Origin of the sequence: Bradyrhizobium sp. S3.3.6 (assembly GCF_040546905.1) — a bacterium.
Taxonomy (GTDB): domain Bacteria; phylum Pseudomonadota; class Alphaproteobacteria; order Rhizobiales; family Xanthobacteraceae; genus Bradyrhizobium; species Bradyrhizobium cytisi.
The window spans coordinates 563,299-579,673 of record NZ_JBEPOT010000002.1 but is presented as its reverse complement, the minus strand read 5'-3'; the positions used below and the strand labels follow the sequence as shown (position 1 = coordinate 579,673).

Here is a 16,375-nt window from a genome sequence, read left to right as displayed (position 1 = left end):
CGCAATCTAGTCCGGCGGCCTTAATGCAGCGTCAATGTGTCGGGCCAAACTGCGCCTAGATCGGCCCGGAGCGGTCGCGAAAAGCCTCGACCATCAGGGGGTTAAGGCCAAGCTCGCTAAGCGCCTCCCGGGCGCGGGCATTGTCCTGGGCCCGGCCGGCCAGCCGATGGCCCGAGAGGCGGTCGGGCAGGGCCGTCAGCAGCGCGCCCTGGCCGAGCCGGCGCGCCCATTCCTGGAGGTCGTTGGAGAGGAAGCGATAGCCACCGACCGCCATGATGCCAGAGGGCGGTGCGGTGATGCAGATCGCGCCGCTGGCGCGGTCGATCCGCGCGGCAAAGCCGGTGTCGACGTAGTCGCGCGGCGGCTGCGCCGTCAGCGTCTCGCCGACCGGCTGCGGGGGCGCGTAGGCCGCGATCGGCACCATCGGGCCGCGCAGGCCGAGCGTGCCCTTCGGGGTCAGCAGAATATCGCCCGCGATCGATGAGCCGGATTGCTCGCGCGGGGCGCCGTGCGGTCCCGGCATCACCGCCGCCGCCACGCCGTCCTTGCCGCGCCGGGCGCCGAACAGCCCGGCCTCGCCGAACAGATAGACGTCCGTGAGCGACGCATGCGGCGCGATCCAGGCTTCGCTTGCGGCTACCTGCTCCGGCGCGCGCCAGAGCCCGATGACGTTGCGCAAGGTCGGCATCCGTGCCGCGAGGTTGGAATCGCCAAGCCGCAGCGCGAGCTGGGCCGGCGCGATCAGCACGTCGCATGCGTGCTCGTTGATCTGCTGCTCCAGCACCTCGCTCTCGAACGGATGATGCAACGCCAGCGTGCCGCCGCAAAGCAGCCACACCGCGAGCGAGGAGGCGAGGCCCGCGAACGACATCGGCGTGAACGCCGCCATCACGGTCGCGCCCTGCTGGATGTCGGCTTCCAGCGACATCGCAAGCCCGCCCGCGATCAGGCTGAAATGCGGCCGCGGCACCGGGCGGAAGCCCTCGGCCGTGACATCGAAGGAGATCATCGCCGCCTTGCGGCCGTCCTGGATCACCGCGCGCGTGGTGCCGGGCGGGCGCGCGAGCACCTCGTCGAGCGAGGCCATGCCCTCGGGCAGATCAGCCCCGAAGCCGAAGACGTGGCGGATCGAGAAGGCCTCGGCGGCGGCGTGCATCGCGAGGTCGGAATAGCTGACGCCGTCGACCTTGCTCATGGTGACGATGGCGCGCGCCGCGGTGCGGTTGAGCGCGGCTGCCAGTTCCGCCTGCCGCCACAGCAGCGGCAGCACGGCGACCACGAGGCCGGCGCGATGGGCGGCGAGCACCGTCAGCACGAACTCGACCGTAGAAGGCAGCTGGATCGCGATCACCGAATTGGCCGGCAGGCCCGATTCGACGAAATGCGCCGACATCGCATCGATGGCCATGTCGGCTTCGGCGTAGGTCAGCCGCCGCGGCCGATGTCCGGTGATGCGGGATTTGTTGAGGGGATCGAGCAAAGCCGGCCCGTGCGGCTGCCGCATCAGCGTCCGCTGGAACAGCGTGTCGAGCGTCGGCGATACGGCTGGCTGGTTCACGGGGTCACTTCGCTGGATTGGCTTGAGGCTCACCCTTCGACCACCAGGTCTCCGGCAGATAGCCTGATAACGCAGTGGTCGATGGTCGTTCTATCCGATTCCAGCGCGCGATCCATTGCTCGGATACGTTAAACAGGGGGATTGTGTAGCAGCCCGCGATCAAAGCGCGGTCGAGCGCCCGCACCGCCGCGACGAAATCCGTATGATCACGGGCCTCCAGCAGGGCCTTGATCATGGCATCGACCGCGGGATCCCTGGCGCCCATGTAGTTGCGGGTGCCCGGATTGTCCGCTGCAGCGCTGCCCCAATAGAAATACTGCTCGTTGCCGGGCGACAGCGACTGGTCCCAGCGGTTCTGGATCATGTCGAACTCGTAAGACAGCCGGCGCTGGTCGAACTGCACTGGATCGACCGAACGCACGCTCGGCGCGATGCCGGCGCGCTTGAGGTCGCGCTGGAACGCGAGTGCGATGCGCTCCTGGTCGCGGGTCGTCACCAGCATCTCGAAGGTGAAGGGTGCCTTGGTCGCGCGGTTGCGCAGCACGGTGCCGTCGAGATCGTAACCGGCGTCGGACAGGAGTTTTAGCGCGGCGCGCAGCGTCGTCCGGTCGCGCCCCGAGCCATCGGTGACGGGAAGCCGATAGCTGCCATCCATGATGTCAGGCGGAATCTGTGCGGCAAAGGGCTTTAACAGCCCGCGCTCGCGCGCATCCGCAGGCCGACCATAGGCCGACAGCTCGGAGCCTGCAAAGTAGCCGGCGACGCGCGAATAGAGCGAGAAGAAATAGTTGCGATTGACCAGCTCGAAATCGAACAGCAGCGTCAGCGCCTGGCGCACGCGGATGTCGGCGAAGATCGGACGGCGGGTATTGAACACCAGGAATTCCGAGGGCTGCGGCACGCCGGGCTTGATGGTGTCGCGGATCACGTCGCCGTTCCTGGCGGCCGGAAAATCGTAGCCCTCGTGCCAGCGCAGCGGCTCGTTCTCGACGCGGAAATCATAGAGGCCGCGCTTGAAGGCTTCGAACTGGCCGTTGGCCTCGCGAAAATAGTCGAGCCGGATCTCGTCGAAATTGAAGAGCCCGCGATTGATCGGGAGATCGCGGCCCCAATAATCGGGATTGCGCGAGAGCGTCACGCTGGCGCCGGGCTTGACCGCCGTGACGCGATACGGGCCCGAGGCGATCGGCCCGGTCAGCGTCGTCTCCTCGAAGGTCGCGACGTCGACGGCGTGCTTCGGCAGGATCGGCATCAGGCCGAGGATCAGCGGCAGCTCGCGGTCGTTGGCGCCGGTGAAGTCGAAGCGGATTGTGAGGGGATCGGGTGCCGAGGCCTTGGCGACCTTGGTGTAATATTGCCGGAGGTTGGGACGGCCGTGGTCGCGCAGGAGCTGCCAGGAGAACAGCACGTCCTCGGCGAGCACCGGCTTGCCGTCGGAGAAGCGCGCGCGAGGATCGAGACGGAATGTGACGTAGCTTCGCCCGTCGTCGGTCTCGACGGTTTTGGCGAGCAGGCCGTAGAGCGTGAACGGCTCGTCCTGGCCGCGCGCCAGCAGGCTTTCGACGACGTAGTTCCGGATCGGCTGCACGGCCAGTCCCTTGACGATGAAGGGGTTGAGGCTGTCGAAGGTGCCGAGGATTCCCCAGGTCAGCCGGCCGCCCTTGGGGGCATCAGGGTTGGCATAGGGCATATGGGTGAAATCGGCCGGCAGCGCCGGCTTGCCGTGCATGGCGATTGCGTGGGCCTCCTCGGCCCCGGCGCCGCCGAACGCCGATAGCCCAATGGTGAGGACCAAAGCGAGGCTACAGAGTCGGACACCGGGGCCCTCGAGCAGGCGCTGGAACATGAACATTCGGACACGTTGATTCGAGGGCCGGCAGGGGCTGAATCCTATCACAGGGATTTCACTGAGCGCCCGTCGGGAAACAGCCAAAGATGCTTGTCGGCATTGATCTTTCCGTCGACCGCGTTAAGAAGGCACGCAATCGCGCACGAGCGCCGAGCCCGTCACGTATCCGCCTCAATTGACGGGGAGAGAGCCGCGCCCAAGGCGGCTTGTTTCGGCGCTTCGGAGCGGTTCGGGCACTTCCCGTTCAGAAAGGGTTTTCTGCAATGAATTTCCGTTATTTGGCCGCGTCCGTCCGGCCGCGCGGGCGAGTTCTCGCCTTGTTGACGGCGACGGCGTTGGTCGTCCCGTTTGCTGCCGAGGCTCAGACTCCCGCGCCGGCCCCGGGCGCGCCCGCGCCGAAGGCAGCCCCGAAAGCCGCTCCTAAGGCTGCCCCTAAGGCGCCCGCTGCGACTCCCGCGCCGGCTCCCCAGGCGCAGCAGCCCCCGGCCCAGCCGGGCGCTCCGGCGGCGCAGGGCGGCCAGCCCGCGGATCAGCAGATCCAGCTGATCTACGCCCCCTGGACCAAGTTCTGCCTCAAGGGCCAGGACGCCAACGCCAAGCAGGTCTGCTTTACCGGCAAGGACGGTCGGATCGAATCGGGCCAGCCTGTCATCGCGGCCGTGATCATCGAGCCGGAAGGCGAGCCCAAGAAGATCCTGCGCGTGACCCTGCCGCTTGGCATGCAGCTCGTGCACGGCACCCGCGTCATCGTCGACAACAATCCGCCGCTGCAGAGCCCCTATGTGATCTGCTTCCAGAACGGCTGCATGTCGGACTACGAGGCGACGCCCGAACTCATCGCCAATATGAAGAAGGGCCAGAACCTCGTGGTGCAGGCGATCAACGCCAACGGTGCGCCACTGACCCTGCCGCTGCCGCTCACGGGCGAATTCCAGAAGGCCTATGACGGTCCGCCGACCGATCCAAAGGTGTTCGAGGAGACCCAGAAGAAGCTCCAGGAAGAGCTTCAGAAGAAGGCCGACGAGCAGCGCAAGAAGCTTGAGCAGCAGGGTGGCGCACCCGGCGCGCCTCCGACGGCTCAGAAGTAATCGGGCTCTGATCCCGGACATGAAAAAGGCGCTCGGTTTCGAGCGCCTTTTTTGCGGGCCGCTTGATGCGGGCGAAGCTCAGTTCAAAGAGGGATTGCGCGGGCGGTAGCCGCCATCCTTGTTCTTGATGAAGATCTCGGCGACCTGGGAATGCCGGATCGGCTCGCCGGATTCGTCGGGCAGCAGGTTCTGCTCGGACACGTAGGCGACGTACTCGGACTCCGCATTCTCCGCGAGCAGATGATAGAACGGCTGATCCTTGTGAGGCCGCACCTCCTCGGGGATCGACAGCCACCACTCCTCGGTGTTGTTGAATTCCGGATCGATGTCGAAAATCACCCCCCGGAACGAGAAGATCCGGTGGCGAACGACCTGACCGATCTGAAATTTGGCGGTCCGCGCTTTAATCATTCCCCGTCGATAGACCAGGATTGTGGCCGATGCTAGTGCCCTCATTTGGAATTAACGTCTACTTAAGGGGCAGATAAACCCCAAGTCTTTAGAAAACACTTTATCGATGGTCGATATCCTCAATCTGGCACTATCTTATTTTGGCTTGATCTTCGTCGGATTCGCGTGTGGCAAGGCCAAGTCACTACCGGAATCGGGCCTCGCCTGGATGAACTTCTTCCTGCTCTACGTGTCGCTGCCGGCGCTGCTGTTTGCGATCATGTCGAAGACGCCGTTCGCGGAATTGAACAACCCGCCGTTCCCTTCGCCGTCGTGCTGAAGCAGATCGTGCTCAACCCGCTGATCTTGTCGGCCTGTTTTGGCGCAGCCATCGCCGCGCTCCATATCGGGCTGCCTGGATCGAAGCCGCCTCCGTCGCCGTGCTGCTCGGAACGTTCGCATCCGTGGTCACGCTGACCGGCGCGATGTGGCTGCTCCAGACCGGCCGGCTGGCGTTTCCGTAAGCGGGCTATTTTCGCCAGGTCGGCGTGAGCCCCTCGCGCATCGCAAAACGCCGGAGCGGACCGATGGCGCCAAGCAGGTGCATGCCGATGGCACGGACCGGCTGCAGTGGCAGGAAATCGTTGAGCAGCGAGCGATTGGCGATGTCGATCGCAAAGGTCCGGCTCAAAATGTCCGGACGCCGCGCCCGGTCGTAGTGCTTGAGCACGTCGGCCGCGCCGGGATCCCGGCCCGATGCGATCGCCTCGCCAGCCAGCCTCGCAATATCGGCGGCATCCCGCAGGCCGAGATTGAGGCCCTGGGCACCGATCGGCGGCAGCACATGGGCGGCTTCTCCGACCAGCGCGATGCGGTCGCGCGCGAAGGAATTTGGCCGTTCGATCGCCAGCGGAAAAAGGTTGCGGCCGGGCTCGACCGTCATGCGGCCGAGAATGGAATGCGACTGCTTCTCGATCGCTGCGGAAAGGTCTTCGTCGCTCAGGCCACGAATCCGTTCGGCCTCCGCGGGCGCCGAGACCCAGACGATGCTGGAGCGGTTGCCGGGTAGCGGCACGAACACGCAAGGGCCGTGTGGCGTGTGGAACTCGGTCGAGACGTTGCGGTGCGGGCGGGCATGGCTGACATTGAAGGTCAGCGCCGTCTGCATCAGCTCGCGCCGCGTCACGGCAATGCCGGCGGCCTCCCGGCACAGCGAGTGCCGGCCGTCGGCGCCGACCACGAGCCGCGCGGTCAGGAATTGTCCGGACGCCGTGCGGATTGCGACGTCATCGGCTTCGATGACGACGTTCTCGGCCTCGTCGTCGAAGCGGACAAGGTCGGGAAGCTCGGCCGCGCGCGCCTCGAGCGCCAGCATCAGCGAACGGTTGTCGATGTTGTAGCCGAACGCGTCGAGCGCGATCTCATGACAGGAGAACCGGACCTCGGAGCTACGGAACAACCGTCCGGTGTCGTCGACGAGGCGCATGACCTCGAGCGCCGCCGCCTTGTCCCTGCAGCGCGGCCAGACGTCGAGGTTTTCCAGCAGATCGACGGAGGCACCCAAAAGCGCGGTGGTGCGATTGTCGGCGTAGGGCAGGCGCCGTGCCAGCAGCGCGGTCCGCGCGCCGGCCCGTGCCAGTGCAATGCCTGCCGCTAGGCCTGCCGGTCCGCCGCCGATAACGCTGACGTCGAAGAGTGTGGATGCGTCTGTCATGGAACGACATGTGACACGGCCCACGGCAAATACAAGCCCACCTATTTTGCCTGATTTTATGACGAATTGCGCGGCGCAATGCCGCGACGGCGGATGTGCAAACCGGTCCCGTTCTGGTAGCAGGAGCCATGGAAACTCAGATGGACAGCCAAGAGGATTCCCTCAAGCCGACGCCCGCGATCCGGGTCGCGGCGTTTTCGGTGCACATCTTCACCGCCTTTGGCGCTGCGATCGCGCTCCTGGCGATGCTGGAGGCGGTGCGCGAGCACTGGGCGGCGATGTTCGGCTGGCTGGGCGTCGCCCTGATCATCGATGCCGTCGACGGACCGATCGCGCGCCGGCTCGACGTCAAGAAGGTGCAGCCGAACTGGTCGGGCGACGTGCTCGATCTCATCGTCGACTTCGTCACCTACGTCTTCGTGCCGGCCTACGCGATCGTGGCGAGCGGCCTGTTGCTGCCGGTGGCGGCGCCGTTGCTCGGCATCGCCATCATCGTCACCAGCGCATTATATTTCGCCGATCTGCGCATGAAGGCGGATGACAATCATTTCCGCGGCTTCCCGGCGCTGTGGAATGCGGCGGCGTTCTATTTGTTCCTGCTGCACTGGCCACCGCTGTCGTCGACGCTGCTGGTCGCGGCGCTGGTGGTGCTGACCTTCGTGCCATTCCACGTCCTGCATCCGGTTCGCGTCGTGCGGCTGCGCTGGCTGACGATGTCGCTGATTGCGATCTGGTCGCTGCTCGGGCTTTACGTGCTGGAGATGGATTTTCGCGTCGGCACCGGCGTGACGGTTGCGCTCTGCGCGATCGCGCTCTGGATCGTGTTCAGCGACGCGCTGATCCGCCTGGCAAGGTCCTTCGCATGATGCATTTGCTGACCAGCCCCGAGGCCTGGGCCGCGCTGCTCACCTTGACCTCGCTCGAGATCGTGCTCGGCATCGACAACGTCATCTTCCTGTCGGTGATCGTTTCGCGCATCCCCGAGCCACAGGCCCGGCGCGCGCGCCAGATCGGGCTGGCGCTGGCGCTGGTCTTCCGCATCGTCCTGCTCAGCGTGCTGGTCTGGCTGATCGGCCTGACCGCGCCGGTGTTCTCGTTTGCGGGCTACGACTTCTCATGGCGCGACCTGATTCTGATCGGCGGCGGCCTGTTCCTGATCGCGAAGGCGACGCACGAGATCCACGCCGAGGTCGAGGCCGATGACGGCGAGGGGAAGAAGGACTCCGGCGGCAGTGCCTTCTTCTGGGTGATCGTCCAGATCATCGTCATCGACATCGTGTTCTCGCTGGACTCGATCATCACCGCAATCGGCATGGCGCAGGACCTCGAGATCATGATCGCCGCCGTCGTGATCGCCTGCCTGATCATGTACATTTCGTCGGGACCGGTGGCGCGATTCGTCGCGGAGCATCCGACCACCAAGATGCTGGCGCTGGCGTTCCTGGTGCTGATCGGCGTCGCCCTGGTTGCGGACGGATTCAAATTCCACATCCCGCGCGGCTACATCTATTTCGCAATTGCGTTCTCGGCGGCCGTCGAGTTCTTCAACGTGCTGGCGAAGCGTAACCGCAAGAAGGCCAGCAAGCCGTCCGTCTAGTCGCTCCAATTTGGGTCGAGTTGACAAGGCGGGCGCTATGTCTTTCGCTGGCGCTGGAGAAGAGGAGGTCAGGTGATGACCAAAGCGGTCCGTGTGCACAAGGTCGGAGGCCCCGAAGCGCTGGTCTATGAGAGCGTCGAGGTCCCGGCGCCTGCTGCCGGCGAGGTGCGCATCCGCCAACATGCGGTCGGCCTGAACTTCATTGATGTCTACTACCGCACCGGCCTCTACAAGGCGCCGGGGCTGCCCTTCATCGCCGGCAACGAGGCCTCCGGCGAGGTCTTGGCCGTCGGGCCGGGGGTCACGAATTTCCATCCCGGCGACCGCGTCGCCTACTACCACAATCTCGGAGCCTACACGAGCGAGCGCAACATCCCCTGGGAGAAGCTGGTCAAGCTGCCCGACCACATCACCCACGAGCAGGGCGCCGTGCTGATGCTCAAGGGGCTGACCGTCTGGTATCTGCTGCACAAGACCTTCAAGGTCGAGCCGCATCATCGCGTGCTGATCCATGCGGCGGCCGGCGGCATCGGCCTCTTGGCCTGCCAATGGGCGAGCGCGCTGGGAGCCCATGTCATCGGCACCGTCGGTTCGCGCGAGAAGGCCGAACTCGCCGAGGCCAATGGCTGCGACCACGTCATCCTCTACAACGAGGAAGACTTCGTCGCACGCGTCAAGCAGATCAGCCGCAACGAGGGCTGCGATGTCGTCTATGACGGCGTCGGCAAGACGACCTTCCCAGGCTCGCTGTCGTGCCTGAAGCCGCGCGGCATGTTCGTCTCGTTCGGCAATGCCTCGGGGCCCGTGCCGCCGTTCTCGATCGCCGAATTGAACAATCACGGCTCGCTGTTTGCGACGCGGCCGAAGCTCAACGACTACGTCGGCACGCGCAAGGAACTGCTGGAAGGCGCCGACACGCTGTTTTCCGCCGTCATCAACGGCAAGCTGCACGTGCCGATCAACCACGCCTATGCGCTCAAGGACGCCGCCAAGGCCCATATCGACCTCGAAAGCCGCCACACCACCGGCGCGTCGATTTTAAAGCCGTAGGTCGCGGCCATTGCTCCGACAGCGGATACGGCTTTCGTAGGGTGGGCAAAGGCGCAAAGCGCCGTGCCCACCATCTCGCGGCGGCGGTCTTGAATGGTGGGCACGCTTCGCTTTGCCCACCCTACGCGACCCTCCGTGCCGCGCCGGCTTTCGTCAAAATCGTATCGAGACAATCGATCATCTCGGCGATCTCTCCCTTCGTGACGTTGAGCGCCGGCATGAAACGCAGCGCGTCGAGCTGCGGTGCGTTGAGGAGCACGCCGGCCTCGAACGCCTGCGCGACGATGCCGGGCGCGATCGGCAGCTTGAGGTCGAGCGCAAGCAGCAGCCCGCGTCCCCGCACGCCGCCGAGGCCGTGCCGCGCCGAGACTTTTTGCAGCTCGCTTTCGAGCAGCAGGCCGGTCTCGGTGACCGACTTCAGGAAATCCGGCTTACCGACCTCACCGAGCACCGCAAGGCCGGCAGCGCACATGACCGGGTTGCCGTTGAAGGTGCCGCCCTGGTCGCCGTGCTCGAAGCAGGAGGCACGTTCGGTCGCAAGCAAAGCCGCGAGCGGCACGCCGCCGCCGATGCCCTTGCCGAGCGTCATGATGTCGGGCGCTATCCCGGTATGCTCGTAGTGGAAGAGCTTTCCGGTCCGGCCCATGCCGGTCTGGATCTCGTCGAAAATCAGCAGCAGGCCATGGGCCTGGGTCAGCGCGCGCAGCTCCCGCAAGAACTGATCGGTTGCCGGCCACACTCCGGACTCGCCCTGGATCGGCTCGAGCATCACCGCAACGGTGTTGCTGCCGATCAGCTTCTCGACCGAGGCAATGTCGTTGAGCTTTGCCTTCTTGAAGCCGGCAACCTTCGGCTCGAACAGCGGCTCGAACGCCTTCTTGCCCGAGGCCGACATCGTCGCCAGCGTCCTCCCGTGGAAGCCGCCTTCGAACGCGATGATCTCGAACGCCCCGCCTTTGTGCCGGCTACCATATTTGCGCGCGAGCTTGATCGCGCCCTCATTGGCCTCCGCGCCGGAATTGGTGAAGAACACCTGGTCGAACGCGCTGTTGCCGACAAGCGCCTGTGCGAGCTTGAGGCTGGGCTCGTTGTAGAACGCCGGGCTTGGCGTGAGCAACCGCCGGGCCTGCGAAGCCAACGCATCCGCAACCGCCGGCGGGGAGTGGCCGAGGCAGTTCACGGCCCAGCCCTGCACGAAATCGAGATAGCGCTTGCGGCTGTCGTCCCAGAGGTATGAGCCGGCGCCACGGACGAACACGGCCTTGGGCCGTGCGGTGATGTCCATCAGCGCGTCATACGGATGGGTGGCGGTGGTCATGTCGAGCTCCTCTTGAGGTAGCGAAGATCTGGGGGCGGGTGAAAAGGGATGCGAAAAGCAAGAAGGCCGCACTTTGCGGGTGCGGCCTTCTCGAAAACTATGCTGAAGCTACTGGTTCAGCGGCGTCGTCGGACATGGCGCAACCCATCATCGTCGCGGGAGCGACGACGCATGGCCTGGCGCAGATGGGTCCGGGAATTGATCATGGGGCGGGTCCCTACAGCCGAAAGGCAGGGCTTGTCAAGCGGGACCTACTGAACGCCGTAAAGCGCGAACGTATCGGCACAAATTTCGGGTTGAGCTTGATGGCCCGGTCGTATTCCGCGATCGCGCGCTCGTTTCATAGTTTGCTGCGTAGAAACCAACAAGCCTCTAGCGCGTTTGTGATCTCGGAATGCGAATTGGCTCGAACCGGCGGCAGGCCGGGGCAGACCAAGAGGGACGGGACCAACCAGACAGTTTTCAGCCTTGTCCGAAACGCCTTATCCGATCGACCTCGACAGCATTCGCGGCGCGTTTCCGCCGGGCATCGAGGCGCCGCCTTTGCTGCTGGATTTTGCCGGGTGGCTGAACGGGCGGGCCTGGGGCAGCGTCGGCTGTTTCTCGCTGCAAGGCCAGTTCTCCGACCAGGCCCCGATCTTCGACGGCAGTCCGCTGCGCGACCGGTTCGCGCTGTTCATGCGCCTGCCGGACGGTTCGGCTGTCGGCGGCTGGTACGGCGCGGGTCTCGACCGCGACGATCCTCCGATCGTGGGGCTCGGCTCGGAGGGTGATTACGAGCTGCTCGCGCCGTCCCTCGACGCGCTGCTTGCAAAACTGACGTCGCAGCAATTCGACAAGGCCTGGCACGATCTGTGTCCGCACGACGAGGTCGAGCCCCAGACGGTCGAGCTTGCGCAATGGCTGGCCCGGCGGCCGACCGGCGAGCCTGTTACGTGCGAGGATGGCGCATGCGAGCTGCCCGACTTCCGCGGCTTCGTTGAGAAGTGGAGCCGGGACCGCGAAGAATACTGGGCCAATCACCGCCTGATGGCCGAGCTCGGCTGGCGGCTCGCTGCGCATCTGCCGAAGGGCAAGAACGCGTGGGACAAGACGCATTTCGAGGTCGCGATCGTCGGCAAGCAATACGAGGCGCGCGTTCTGTCGCGCGGGCCGCAGCCGTTCGAGGAGGCCGCCTCGATCGAATCTCTGCTGCGCGACCTGCGCGAGGAGATGCGCCGCGCGCAGCCCGAGCTCGGGCTGTGGTACGCGATGAAATTCGGTCTCTATGCCGACGGCCGCGTCATGCCGAACTTCGAATACGATGTGCGCCCGACCATCGGCGGCGAGCCGGCTCTGCTCGCTGAGGCAAAGGCCGATCTCGCGCGTGGACCGCGCCCGGAGCGCTGGGTACCGAAATGGCTAGCGTGAAAGCATCCGCGATGACGGAATGCCTCAGAATCCCGCGACGCTGCCGTGCAGGTCGTACTGGTCGGCGCGCTCGATCTTCGCGGTGACGATCTCGCCGACGCGCAAGGGGCGGCGGCTCGTCAGATACACCGCGCCGTCGATCTCCGGCGCATCGGCCTTGGAGCGACCCTTGGCGACGGTGGGGCCGACCTCGTCGATGATGATCTGCTGGCGCGTGCCGACCTTGCGCTTCAGCCTGCGCGCCGAGATCTTCTGCTGGCGCGCCATCAGCGCGTTGTAGCGCTCCTGCTTGATCTCGGCGGGCACAGCACCTTCGAGCGCGTTCGACGTCGCGCCCGCAACCGGCTCGTATTTGAAGCAGCCGAGGCGATCGATCTCGGCTTCATCGAGCCAGTCGAGCAGATAGGCGAAGTCGGCATCGGTCTCGCCGGGGAAGCCGACGATGAAGGTCGAGCGCAGCGCGAGATCGGGGCATTCCTCGCGCCAGCGCTTGATGCGCGCCAGCGTCTTGTCCTGTGCAGCGGGGCGCTTCATCGCCTTCAGCACCTCGGGACTTGCATGCTGGAACGGGATGTCGAGATAGGGCAGCACCTTGCCCTCGTTCATCAGCGCGATGACCTCGTCGACATGCGGGTAGGGGTAGACATATTGCAGCCGGACCCAGGCGCCGAGTTCGCCGAGCTCGCGGGCGAGGTCGAGGAATCTTGCGCGGACCTGGCGATCCTTCCACGGGCTCTCTGCATATTTGAGGTCGACGCCGTAGGCCGAGGTGTCCTGCGAGATCACCAGCAGCTCCTTGACGCCGGCGCCGACCAGGCGCTCAGCCTCGCGCAGCACGTCATTGGCCGGACGCGAGACCAGATCGCCGCGCAGTTTCGGGATGATGCAGAACGTGCAGCGGTTGTTGCAGCCTTCGGAGATCTTCAAATACGCATAGTGCCGCGGCGTCAGCTTGATGCCCTGCGGCGGCACCAGGTCGAGATGCGGATTATGCGCCGGCGGCAGCGCGCGATGGACGGCGTCGAGCACGCTCTCATATTGCTGCGGGCCGGTGATGGAGAGCACGCCGGGATAGGCCTCCTCGATCTGCTCGGGCTCGGCGCCCATGCAGCCTGTCACGATCACCTTGCCGTTCTCGGCCATGGCCTCGCCGATCGCCGAGAGCGATTCCTGCTTGGCGCTGTCGAGGAAGCCACAGGTGTTGACGATGACGATGTCGGCGCCGTCATGCTTGCGGGCGAGCTCATAGCCCTCGGCGCGCAGGCGCGTGATGATGCGCTCGGAATCCACCAATGCCTTGGGACACCCGAGCGACACGAAGCTGACCTTGGGCGCAGCCGTCTGATCCATATCCAAATCTGCCTGATTGACGGGCTTGAGCTAATCCCAATTGCTCATAATTACAACCCTTTGCATCGCCGTTCGGCATGCTATGGATGAATCGCCGGGTTGCGAGTGAGCTATGAGCGCCGAACAGTCGCCTAAAATCGTGATTGTCGACGAGAGCCCGATCCGGGCCGCGATCCTCGAGGAAGGATTGCGGGAGGCCGGATTCACGCAAATCGTCCATATCCGCGAGATGCAGAGCCTTCTTGCGCGTATCTACGCCGTTGACCCCGACATCATCCTGATCGATCTGGAAAACCCCAGCCGCGACGTGCTGGAGGCGATGTTCCAGGTCAGCCGCGCCGTGCGGCGGCCGATCGCGATGTTCGTCGACCAGAGCGATTCATCCTCGATCCAGGCCTCCGTGGAGGCAGGGGTGTCCGCCTACATCGTCGACGGGTTGAAGAAGGAGCGCATCAAGCCGATCCTCGACCTCTGCGTGTCGCGCTTCAACGCTTTCGCAAAACTCCAGGAGGAGCTGGAGCGGACCAAGTCGCAGCTCGAGGACCGCAAGATCATCGAGAAGGCCAAGGGCATCCTGATGAAGGTCAAGGGGCTCACCGAGGACGAGGCCTACGTGCTGCTGCGTTCCACCGCCATGCGCGAGAAGAAGAAGATCGGCGAGATCGCGCAGTCGATCATCACCGCGTCGGAGATGCTGAAATGACCGCGACCCTCCGCATCGGGTTCATCCCGCTGGTCGATGCCGCCGCCCTGATCATCGCCGTGGACAAGGGCTTTGCCGCCGCCGAGGGTCTCGAGGTCGAGCTGGTGCGCGAGGTGTCCTGGTCCAACGTCCGCGACAAGCTCAACATCGGCCTGTTCGACGCCGCGCATCTGCTCGCGCCCGTGGCGATCGCGTCCTCGCTCGGGCTCGGCCACGTCAAGGTGCCGATCGTGGCGCCCTTCAGTCTCGGCATCAACGGCAATGCGATCACGGTGTCGCCGGCACTCCTTGCCGCGCTGATGGAGGAGATCGACGGCGATCGTTTCGATCCGCTCGCGACCGCGAAAGCACTGGCGAAGGTGGTGGCCAAGCGGCGCAAGGCGGGTGCCGACCCGCTGACCTTCGGCATGACCTTTCCGTTCTCGACCCACAATTACCAACTGCGGTTCTGGATGGCGGCGGCCGGCGTCGATCCCGATGAGGACGTGCGTCTGGTGGTGCTGCCGCCGCCCTACATGGTCGACAGCCTCGCCAACGGTCATGTCGATGCCTTCTGCGTCGGCGCGCCCTGGAATTCGGTCGCCGTCGATCTCGGCATCGGCCACATCCTGCATTTCGTTTCCGATATCCTGGTGCGTGCCGCGGAGAAGGTGCTGGCGGTGCGCCAGATCTGGGCCGACAAGCATCCGGACGTGGTCGCGGCGCTGGTGCGCGCGGCGGTGAAGGGGACCGAATTCATCGAGGAGACCGCAAACCTCGCCGAGACATCGCATATCCTGGCGCAGCCTGAACGGATCGGCGTCGATGCCGAAGTCATCCAGCGCACGCTCACGGGGCGGCTGAAGATTTCGCCCGACGGTACGTTCCGTGAAAGTGCTCGCTACCTGCTGGTCGGGCGCGAAGGGGCAGGGCGCCCAGAGCCGGTCCAGGCTGCCTGGCTCTATGCGCAGATGGTGCGCTGGGGGCAGACGGCGCTGAGCGCTGAGGCGCTCAAGACCGCCATGGCCGTGTTCCGGCCGGATCTCTACGATGCTGCCTTGGGCCACAGCGGAGACGGTCAGGCTAGCACGCCGTTCAGGGCCTTCGCCGGACCGGCCTTCGATCCCGCCGATCTCGGCGGCTATCTGTCCTCGTTCGAGGTCGGGAGACGGGCTCCATAAGGCCTGCTCATTTCTTAATCACATCGATTCGAAGCTTAATCTTTGGGCCATTGCTGCCCGAAGTGGCATGAATTGCGGTCCACTTCATGCACTGCACACAATCCTAAACTACTGATCGTATACGGCTTTGCCGTTTATGTTGCGTTGGCACACTCCTTGAATAGGGAGAACCCAAGCCGTCCGGCGTGGGCGCCGGCGGCTCCAGTCCATGGTGGATTTCCGCAGCAACGAAGCTGATCGGATCGTTCCGGGTTCCGGCTGGGCGCTTATGCGCCTCCAACCGCCTCCCAGCGATCGACGTCCGTTCAACCCGTTGACGCCGCCTTTCGCGCGGCAAGCTGGAGCTTCGATATGGATTACGCGAAACCCTCCGACGTTGTGGCCTCGATGGTCGATGCCAGCCTGAAGAAGCTGGCGCTGGCCCCGCGCGACATCATGATCCGCGGCGCGATTTCCGGTGCGCTGCTCGGCGCCGCCACCACGCTCGCCTTCAGCGGCGCTCTCACCACCGGCCAGCCTCTCGTCGGCGCGCTGATCTTTCCCGTCAGCCTCGTGATGATCGTTCTGCTCGGCCTCGAGCTCGTCACCGGCAGCTTCGCCATCATTCCGCTGGCGCGCCTCGAGGGCAAGGCGAGCTGGAATGCGGTGATCTCCAACTGGTCCTGGGTCTTCATCGCCAATCTGCTCGGCAGCCTCGCTTTCGGCGTGTTGATCGCGATCTCGCTCACTAACATGGGCAAGGTCGAGGTCGCTGGCGTCGCCGCCCGGATCGTTGCGGTGGCCGAAGCCAAGACCATCGGCAATGCCGCGATCGGCACCGCGGGCATGGTCTCCGTCTTCGTCAAGGCGATCCTCTGCAACTGGCTGGTTTGCCTCGGCGTCGTCATGGCGATGACCTCGACCTCCACGGTCGGCAAGATCGCGGCGACCTGGCTGCCGATCTTCCTGTTCTTCGCGCTCGGCTTCGAGCACGCCGTCGTCAACATGTTCGTCATCCCGACCGGCATGCTGCTGGGCGCCAAGGTCAGCCTCTCCGACTGGTGGCTGTGGAATCAGATCCCGGTGACGCTCGGCAATCTCGTCGGCGGCTTCGTCTTCACCGGCCTTGCGCTCTACGCCACGTACAAGCCCGCCAAGCCCACGGCCGACGTCGCGCAGGTCGCGGTCCAGGCAGCAGAGTAGGTCTAT

Annotated in this window: 14 protein-coding genes and 1 pseudogene; 9 read left to right on the top strand and 6 right to left on the bottom strand. The window is 65.0% G+C overall.

Annotated elements, in window-relative coordinates; genetic code table 11:
* Positions 1-55 precede the first annotated feature (55 nt).
* Both ABID59_RS07355 and ABID59_RS07350 read right to left on the bottom strand, forming a co-directional pair.
* A complete protein-coding gene (locus tag ABID59_RS07355; RefSeq protein ID WP_354082931.1) occupies positions 56-1,558 on the bottom strand; it encodes an AMP-binding protein in 1,503 nt (500 codons plus the stop codon).
* A gap of 4 nt (positions 1,559-1,562) precedes the next feature.
* The gene (locus tag ABID59_RS07350; protein WP_354082930.1) at positions 1,563-3,410 is read right to left on the bottom strand and encodes an extracellular solute-binding protein; all 1,848 of its coding nucleotides are present in this window, start codon (positions 3,408-3,410) and stop codon (positions 1,563-1,565) included.
* Between the two features lie 260 nt (positions 3,411-3,670).
* Between ABID59_RS07350 and ABID59_RS07345 the strand changes: the two genes are divergently transcribed.
* The gene (locus ABID59_RS07345) at positions 3,671-4,495 is read left to right on the top strand and encodes an invasion associated locus B family protein (protein ID WP_148749288.1); all 825 of its coding nucleotides are present in this window, start codon (positions 3,671-3,673) and stop codon (positions 4,493-4,495) included.
* 78 nt (positions 4,496-4,573) lie between these two features.
* On the opposite strand, the gene hspQ is transcribed toward ABID59_RS07345, so the two are convergent.
* Positions 4,574-4,906 carry a heat shock protein HspQ gene (hspQ, locus tag ABID59_RS07340; RefSeq protein ID WP_018317973.1) on the bottom strand — a complete coding sequence of 111 codons (333 nt, stop codon included), beginning with the start codon at positions 4,904-4,906 and terminating at the stop codon, positions 4,574-4,576.
* Positions 4,907-5,012: 106 nt separating this feature from the next.
* Between hspQ and ABID59_RS07335 the strand changes: the two are divergent.
* Positions 5,013-5,207: pseudogene (locus tag ABID59_RS07335) on the top strand (AEC family transporter); the annotation flags it as partial.
* Between the two features lie 207 nt (positions 5,208-5,414).
* Here the strand turns inward: ABID59_RS07335 and ABID59_RS07330 are convergent.
* Positions 5,415-6,599, bottom strand: coding sequence for a UbiH/UbiF family hydroxylase (locus tag ABID59_RS07330; RefSeq protein ID WP_354082929.1), 1,185 nt, complete (start codon positions 6,597-6,599; stop codon positions 5,415-5,417).
* A 140-nt stretch (positions 6,600-6,739) separates the two neighbouring features.
* Here ABID59_RS07330 and pcsA point away from each other — a divergent pair, with 140 nt between their 5' ends.
* The 3 genes from pcsA (at position 6,740) to ABID59_RS07315 (ending at position 9,246) form a co-directional block, all read left to right on the top strand.
* Positions 6,740-7,465, top strand: a complete 726-nt coding sequence (gene pcsA, locus ABID59_RS07325; protein WP_354082928.1) for a phosphatidylcholine synthase — start codon at positions 6,740-6,742, stop codon at positions 7,463-7,465.
* Positions 7,462-8,196 (top strand): TerC family protein, encoded by a 735-nt coding sequence (locus ABID59_RS07320; protein WP_148749285.1) that lies wholly within the window; start codon positions 7,462-7,464, stop codon positions 8,194-8,196. Before pcsA ends, ABID59_RS07320 begins: the two co-directional genes overlap by 4 nt.
* A 75-nt stretch (positions 8,197-8,271) precedes the next feature.
* On the top strand, positions 8,272-9,246 hold the full coding sequence (locus tag ABID59_RS07315) for a quinone oxidoreductase family protein (protein ID WP_354082927.1): 975 nt from the start codon (positions 8,272-8,274) through the stop codon (positions 9,244-9,246).
* Between the two features lie 121 nt (positions 9,247-9,367).
* On the opposite strand, the gene ABID59_RS07310 is transcribed toward ABID59_RS07315, so the two are convergent.
* Positions 9,368-10,564, bottom strand: coding sequence for an acetylornithine transaminase (locus ABID59_RS07310; protein WP_354082926.1), 1,197 nt, complete (start codon positions 10,562-10,564; stop codon positions 9,368-9,370).
* A 468-nt stretch (positions 10,565-11,032) separates the two neighbouring features.
* Between ABID59_RS07310 and ABID59_RS07305 the strand changes: the two genes are divergently transcribed.
* Positions 11,033-11,974, top strand: a complete 942-nt coding sequence (locus tag ABID59_RS07305; protein ID WP_148749282.1) for a hypothetical protein — start codon at positions 11,033-11,035, stop codon at positions 11,972-11,974.
* Positions 11,975-11,998: 24 nt separating this feature from the next.
* On the opposite strand, the gene rimO is transcribed toward ABID59_RS07305, so the two are convergent.
* Positions 11,999-13,324: a 30S ribosomal protein S12 methylthiotransferase RimO gene (rimO, locus tag ABID59_RS07300; RefSeq protein ID WP_354082925.1), complete on the bottom strand. Its 1,326-nt coding sequence runs from the start codon at positions 13,322-13,324 to the stop codon at positions 11,999-12,001.
* A 112-nt stretch (positions 13,325-13,436) separates the two neighbouring features.
* Here rimO and ABID59_RS07295 point away from each other — a divergent pair, with 112 nt between their 5' ends.
* The 3 genes from ABID59_RS07295 (at position 13,437) to ABID59_RS07285 (ending at position 16,369) form a co-directional block, all read left to right on the top strand.
* Entirely contained in the window at positions 13,437-14,027 is a 591-nt protein-coding gene (locus ABID59_RS07295) for an ANTAR domain-containing response regulator (RefSeq protein ID WP_148772657.1), read from the top strand.
* A complete protein-coding gene (locus tag ABID59_RS07290) occupies positions 14,024-15,187 on the top strand; it encodes a CmpA/NrtA family ABC transporter substrate-binding protein (RefSeq protein WP_148749279.1) in 1,164 nt (387 codons plus the stop codon). Before ABID59_RS07295 ends, ABID59_RS07290 begins: the two co-directional genes overlap by 4 nt.
* 351 nt (positions 15,188-15,538) lie before the next feature.
* Positions 15,539-16,369, top strand: coding sequence for a formate/nitrite transporter family protein (locus tag ABID59_RS07285; RefSeq protein WP_148749278.1), 831 nt, complete (start codon positions 15,539-15,541; stop codon positions 16,367-16,369).
* Positions 16,370-16,375 lie beyond the last annotated feature (6 nt).

Bases quoted from the DNA above. Each gene is read 5' to 3' on its own strand.
- ABID59_RS07285 (WP_148749278.1), top strand. From the start codon at position 15,539: ATGGATTACGCGAAACCCTCCGACGTTGTGGCCTCGATGGTCGATGCC.
- ABID59_RS07310 (WP_354082926.1), bottom strand. From the start codon at position 10,564: ATGACCACCGCCACCCATCCGTATGACGCGCTGATGGACATCACCGCA.
- pcsA (WP_354082928.1), top strand. From the start codon at position 6,740: ATGGACAGCCAAGAGGATTCCCTCAAGCCGACGCCCGCGATCCGGGTC.
- ABID59_RS07345 (WP_148749288.1), top strand. From the start codon at position 3,671: ATGAATTTCCGTTATTTGGCCGCGTCCGTCCGGCCGCGCGGGCGAGTT.
- ABID59_RS07290 (WP_148749279.1), top strand. From the start codon at position 14,024: ATGACCGCGACCCTCCGCATCGGGTTCATCCCGCTGGTCGATGCCGCC.
- ABID59_RS07330 (WP_354082929.1), bottom strand. From the start codon at position 6,599: ATGACAGACGCATCCACACTCTTCGACGTCAGCGTTATCGGCGGCGGA.
- ABID59_RS07315 (WP_354082927.1), top strand. From the start codon at position 8,272: ATGACCAAAGCGGTCCGTGTGCACAAGGTCGGAGGCCCCGAAGCGCTG.
- ABID59_RS07320 (WP_148749285.1), top strand. From the start codon at position 7,462: ATGATGCATTTGCTGACCAGCCCCGAGGCCTGGGCCGCGCTGCTCACC.
- ABID59_RS07295 (WP_148772657.1), top strand. From the start codon at position 13,437: ATGAGCGCCGAACAGTCGCCTAAAATCGTGATTGTCGACGAGAGCCCG.
- rimO (WP_354082925.1), bottom strand. From the start codon at position 13,324: ATGGATCAGACGGCTGCGCCCAAGGTCAGCTTCGTGTCGCTCGGGTGT.
- hspQ (WP_018317973.1), bottom strand. From the start codon at position 4,906: ATGATTAAAGCGCGGACCGCCAAATTTCAGATCGGTCAGGTCGTTCGC.
- ABID59_RS07350 (WP_354082930.1), bottom strand. From the start codon at position 3,410: ATGTTCATGTTCCAGCGCCTGCTCGAGGGCCCCGGTGTCCGACTCTGT.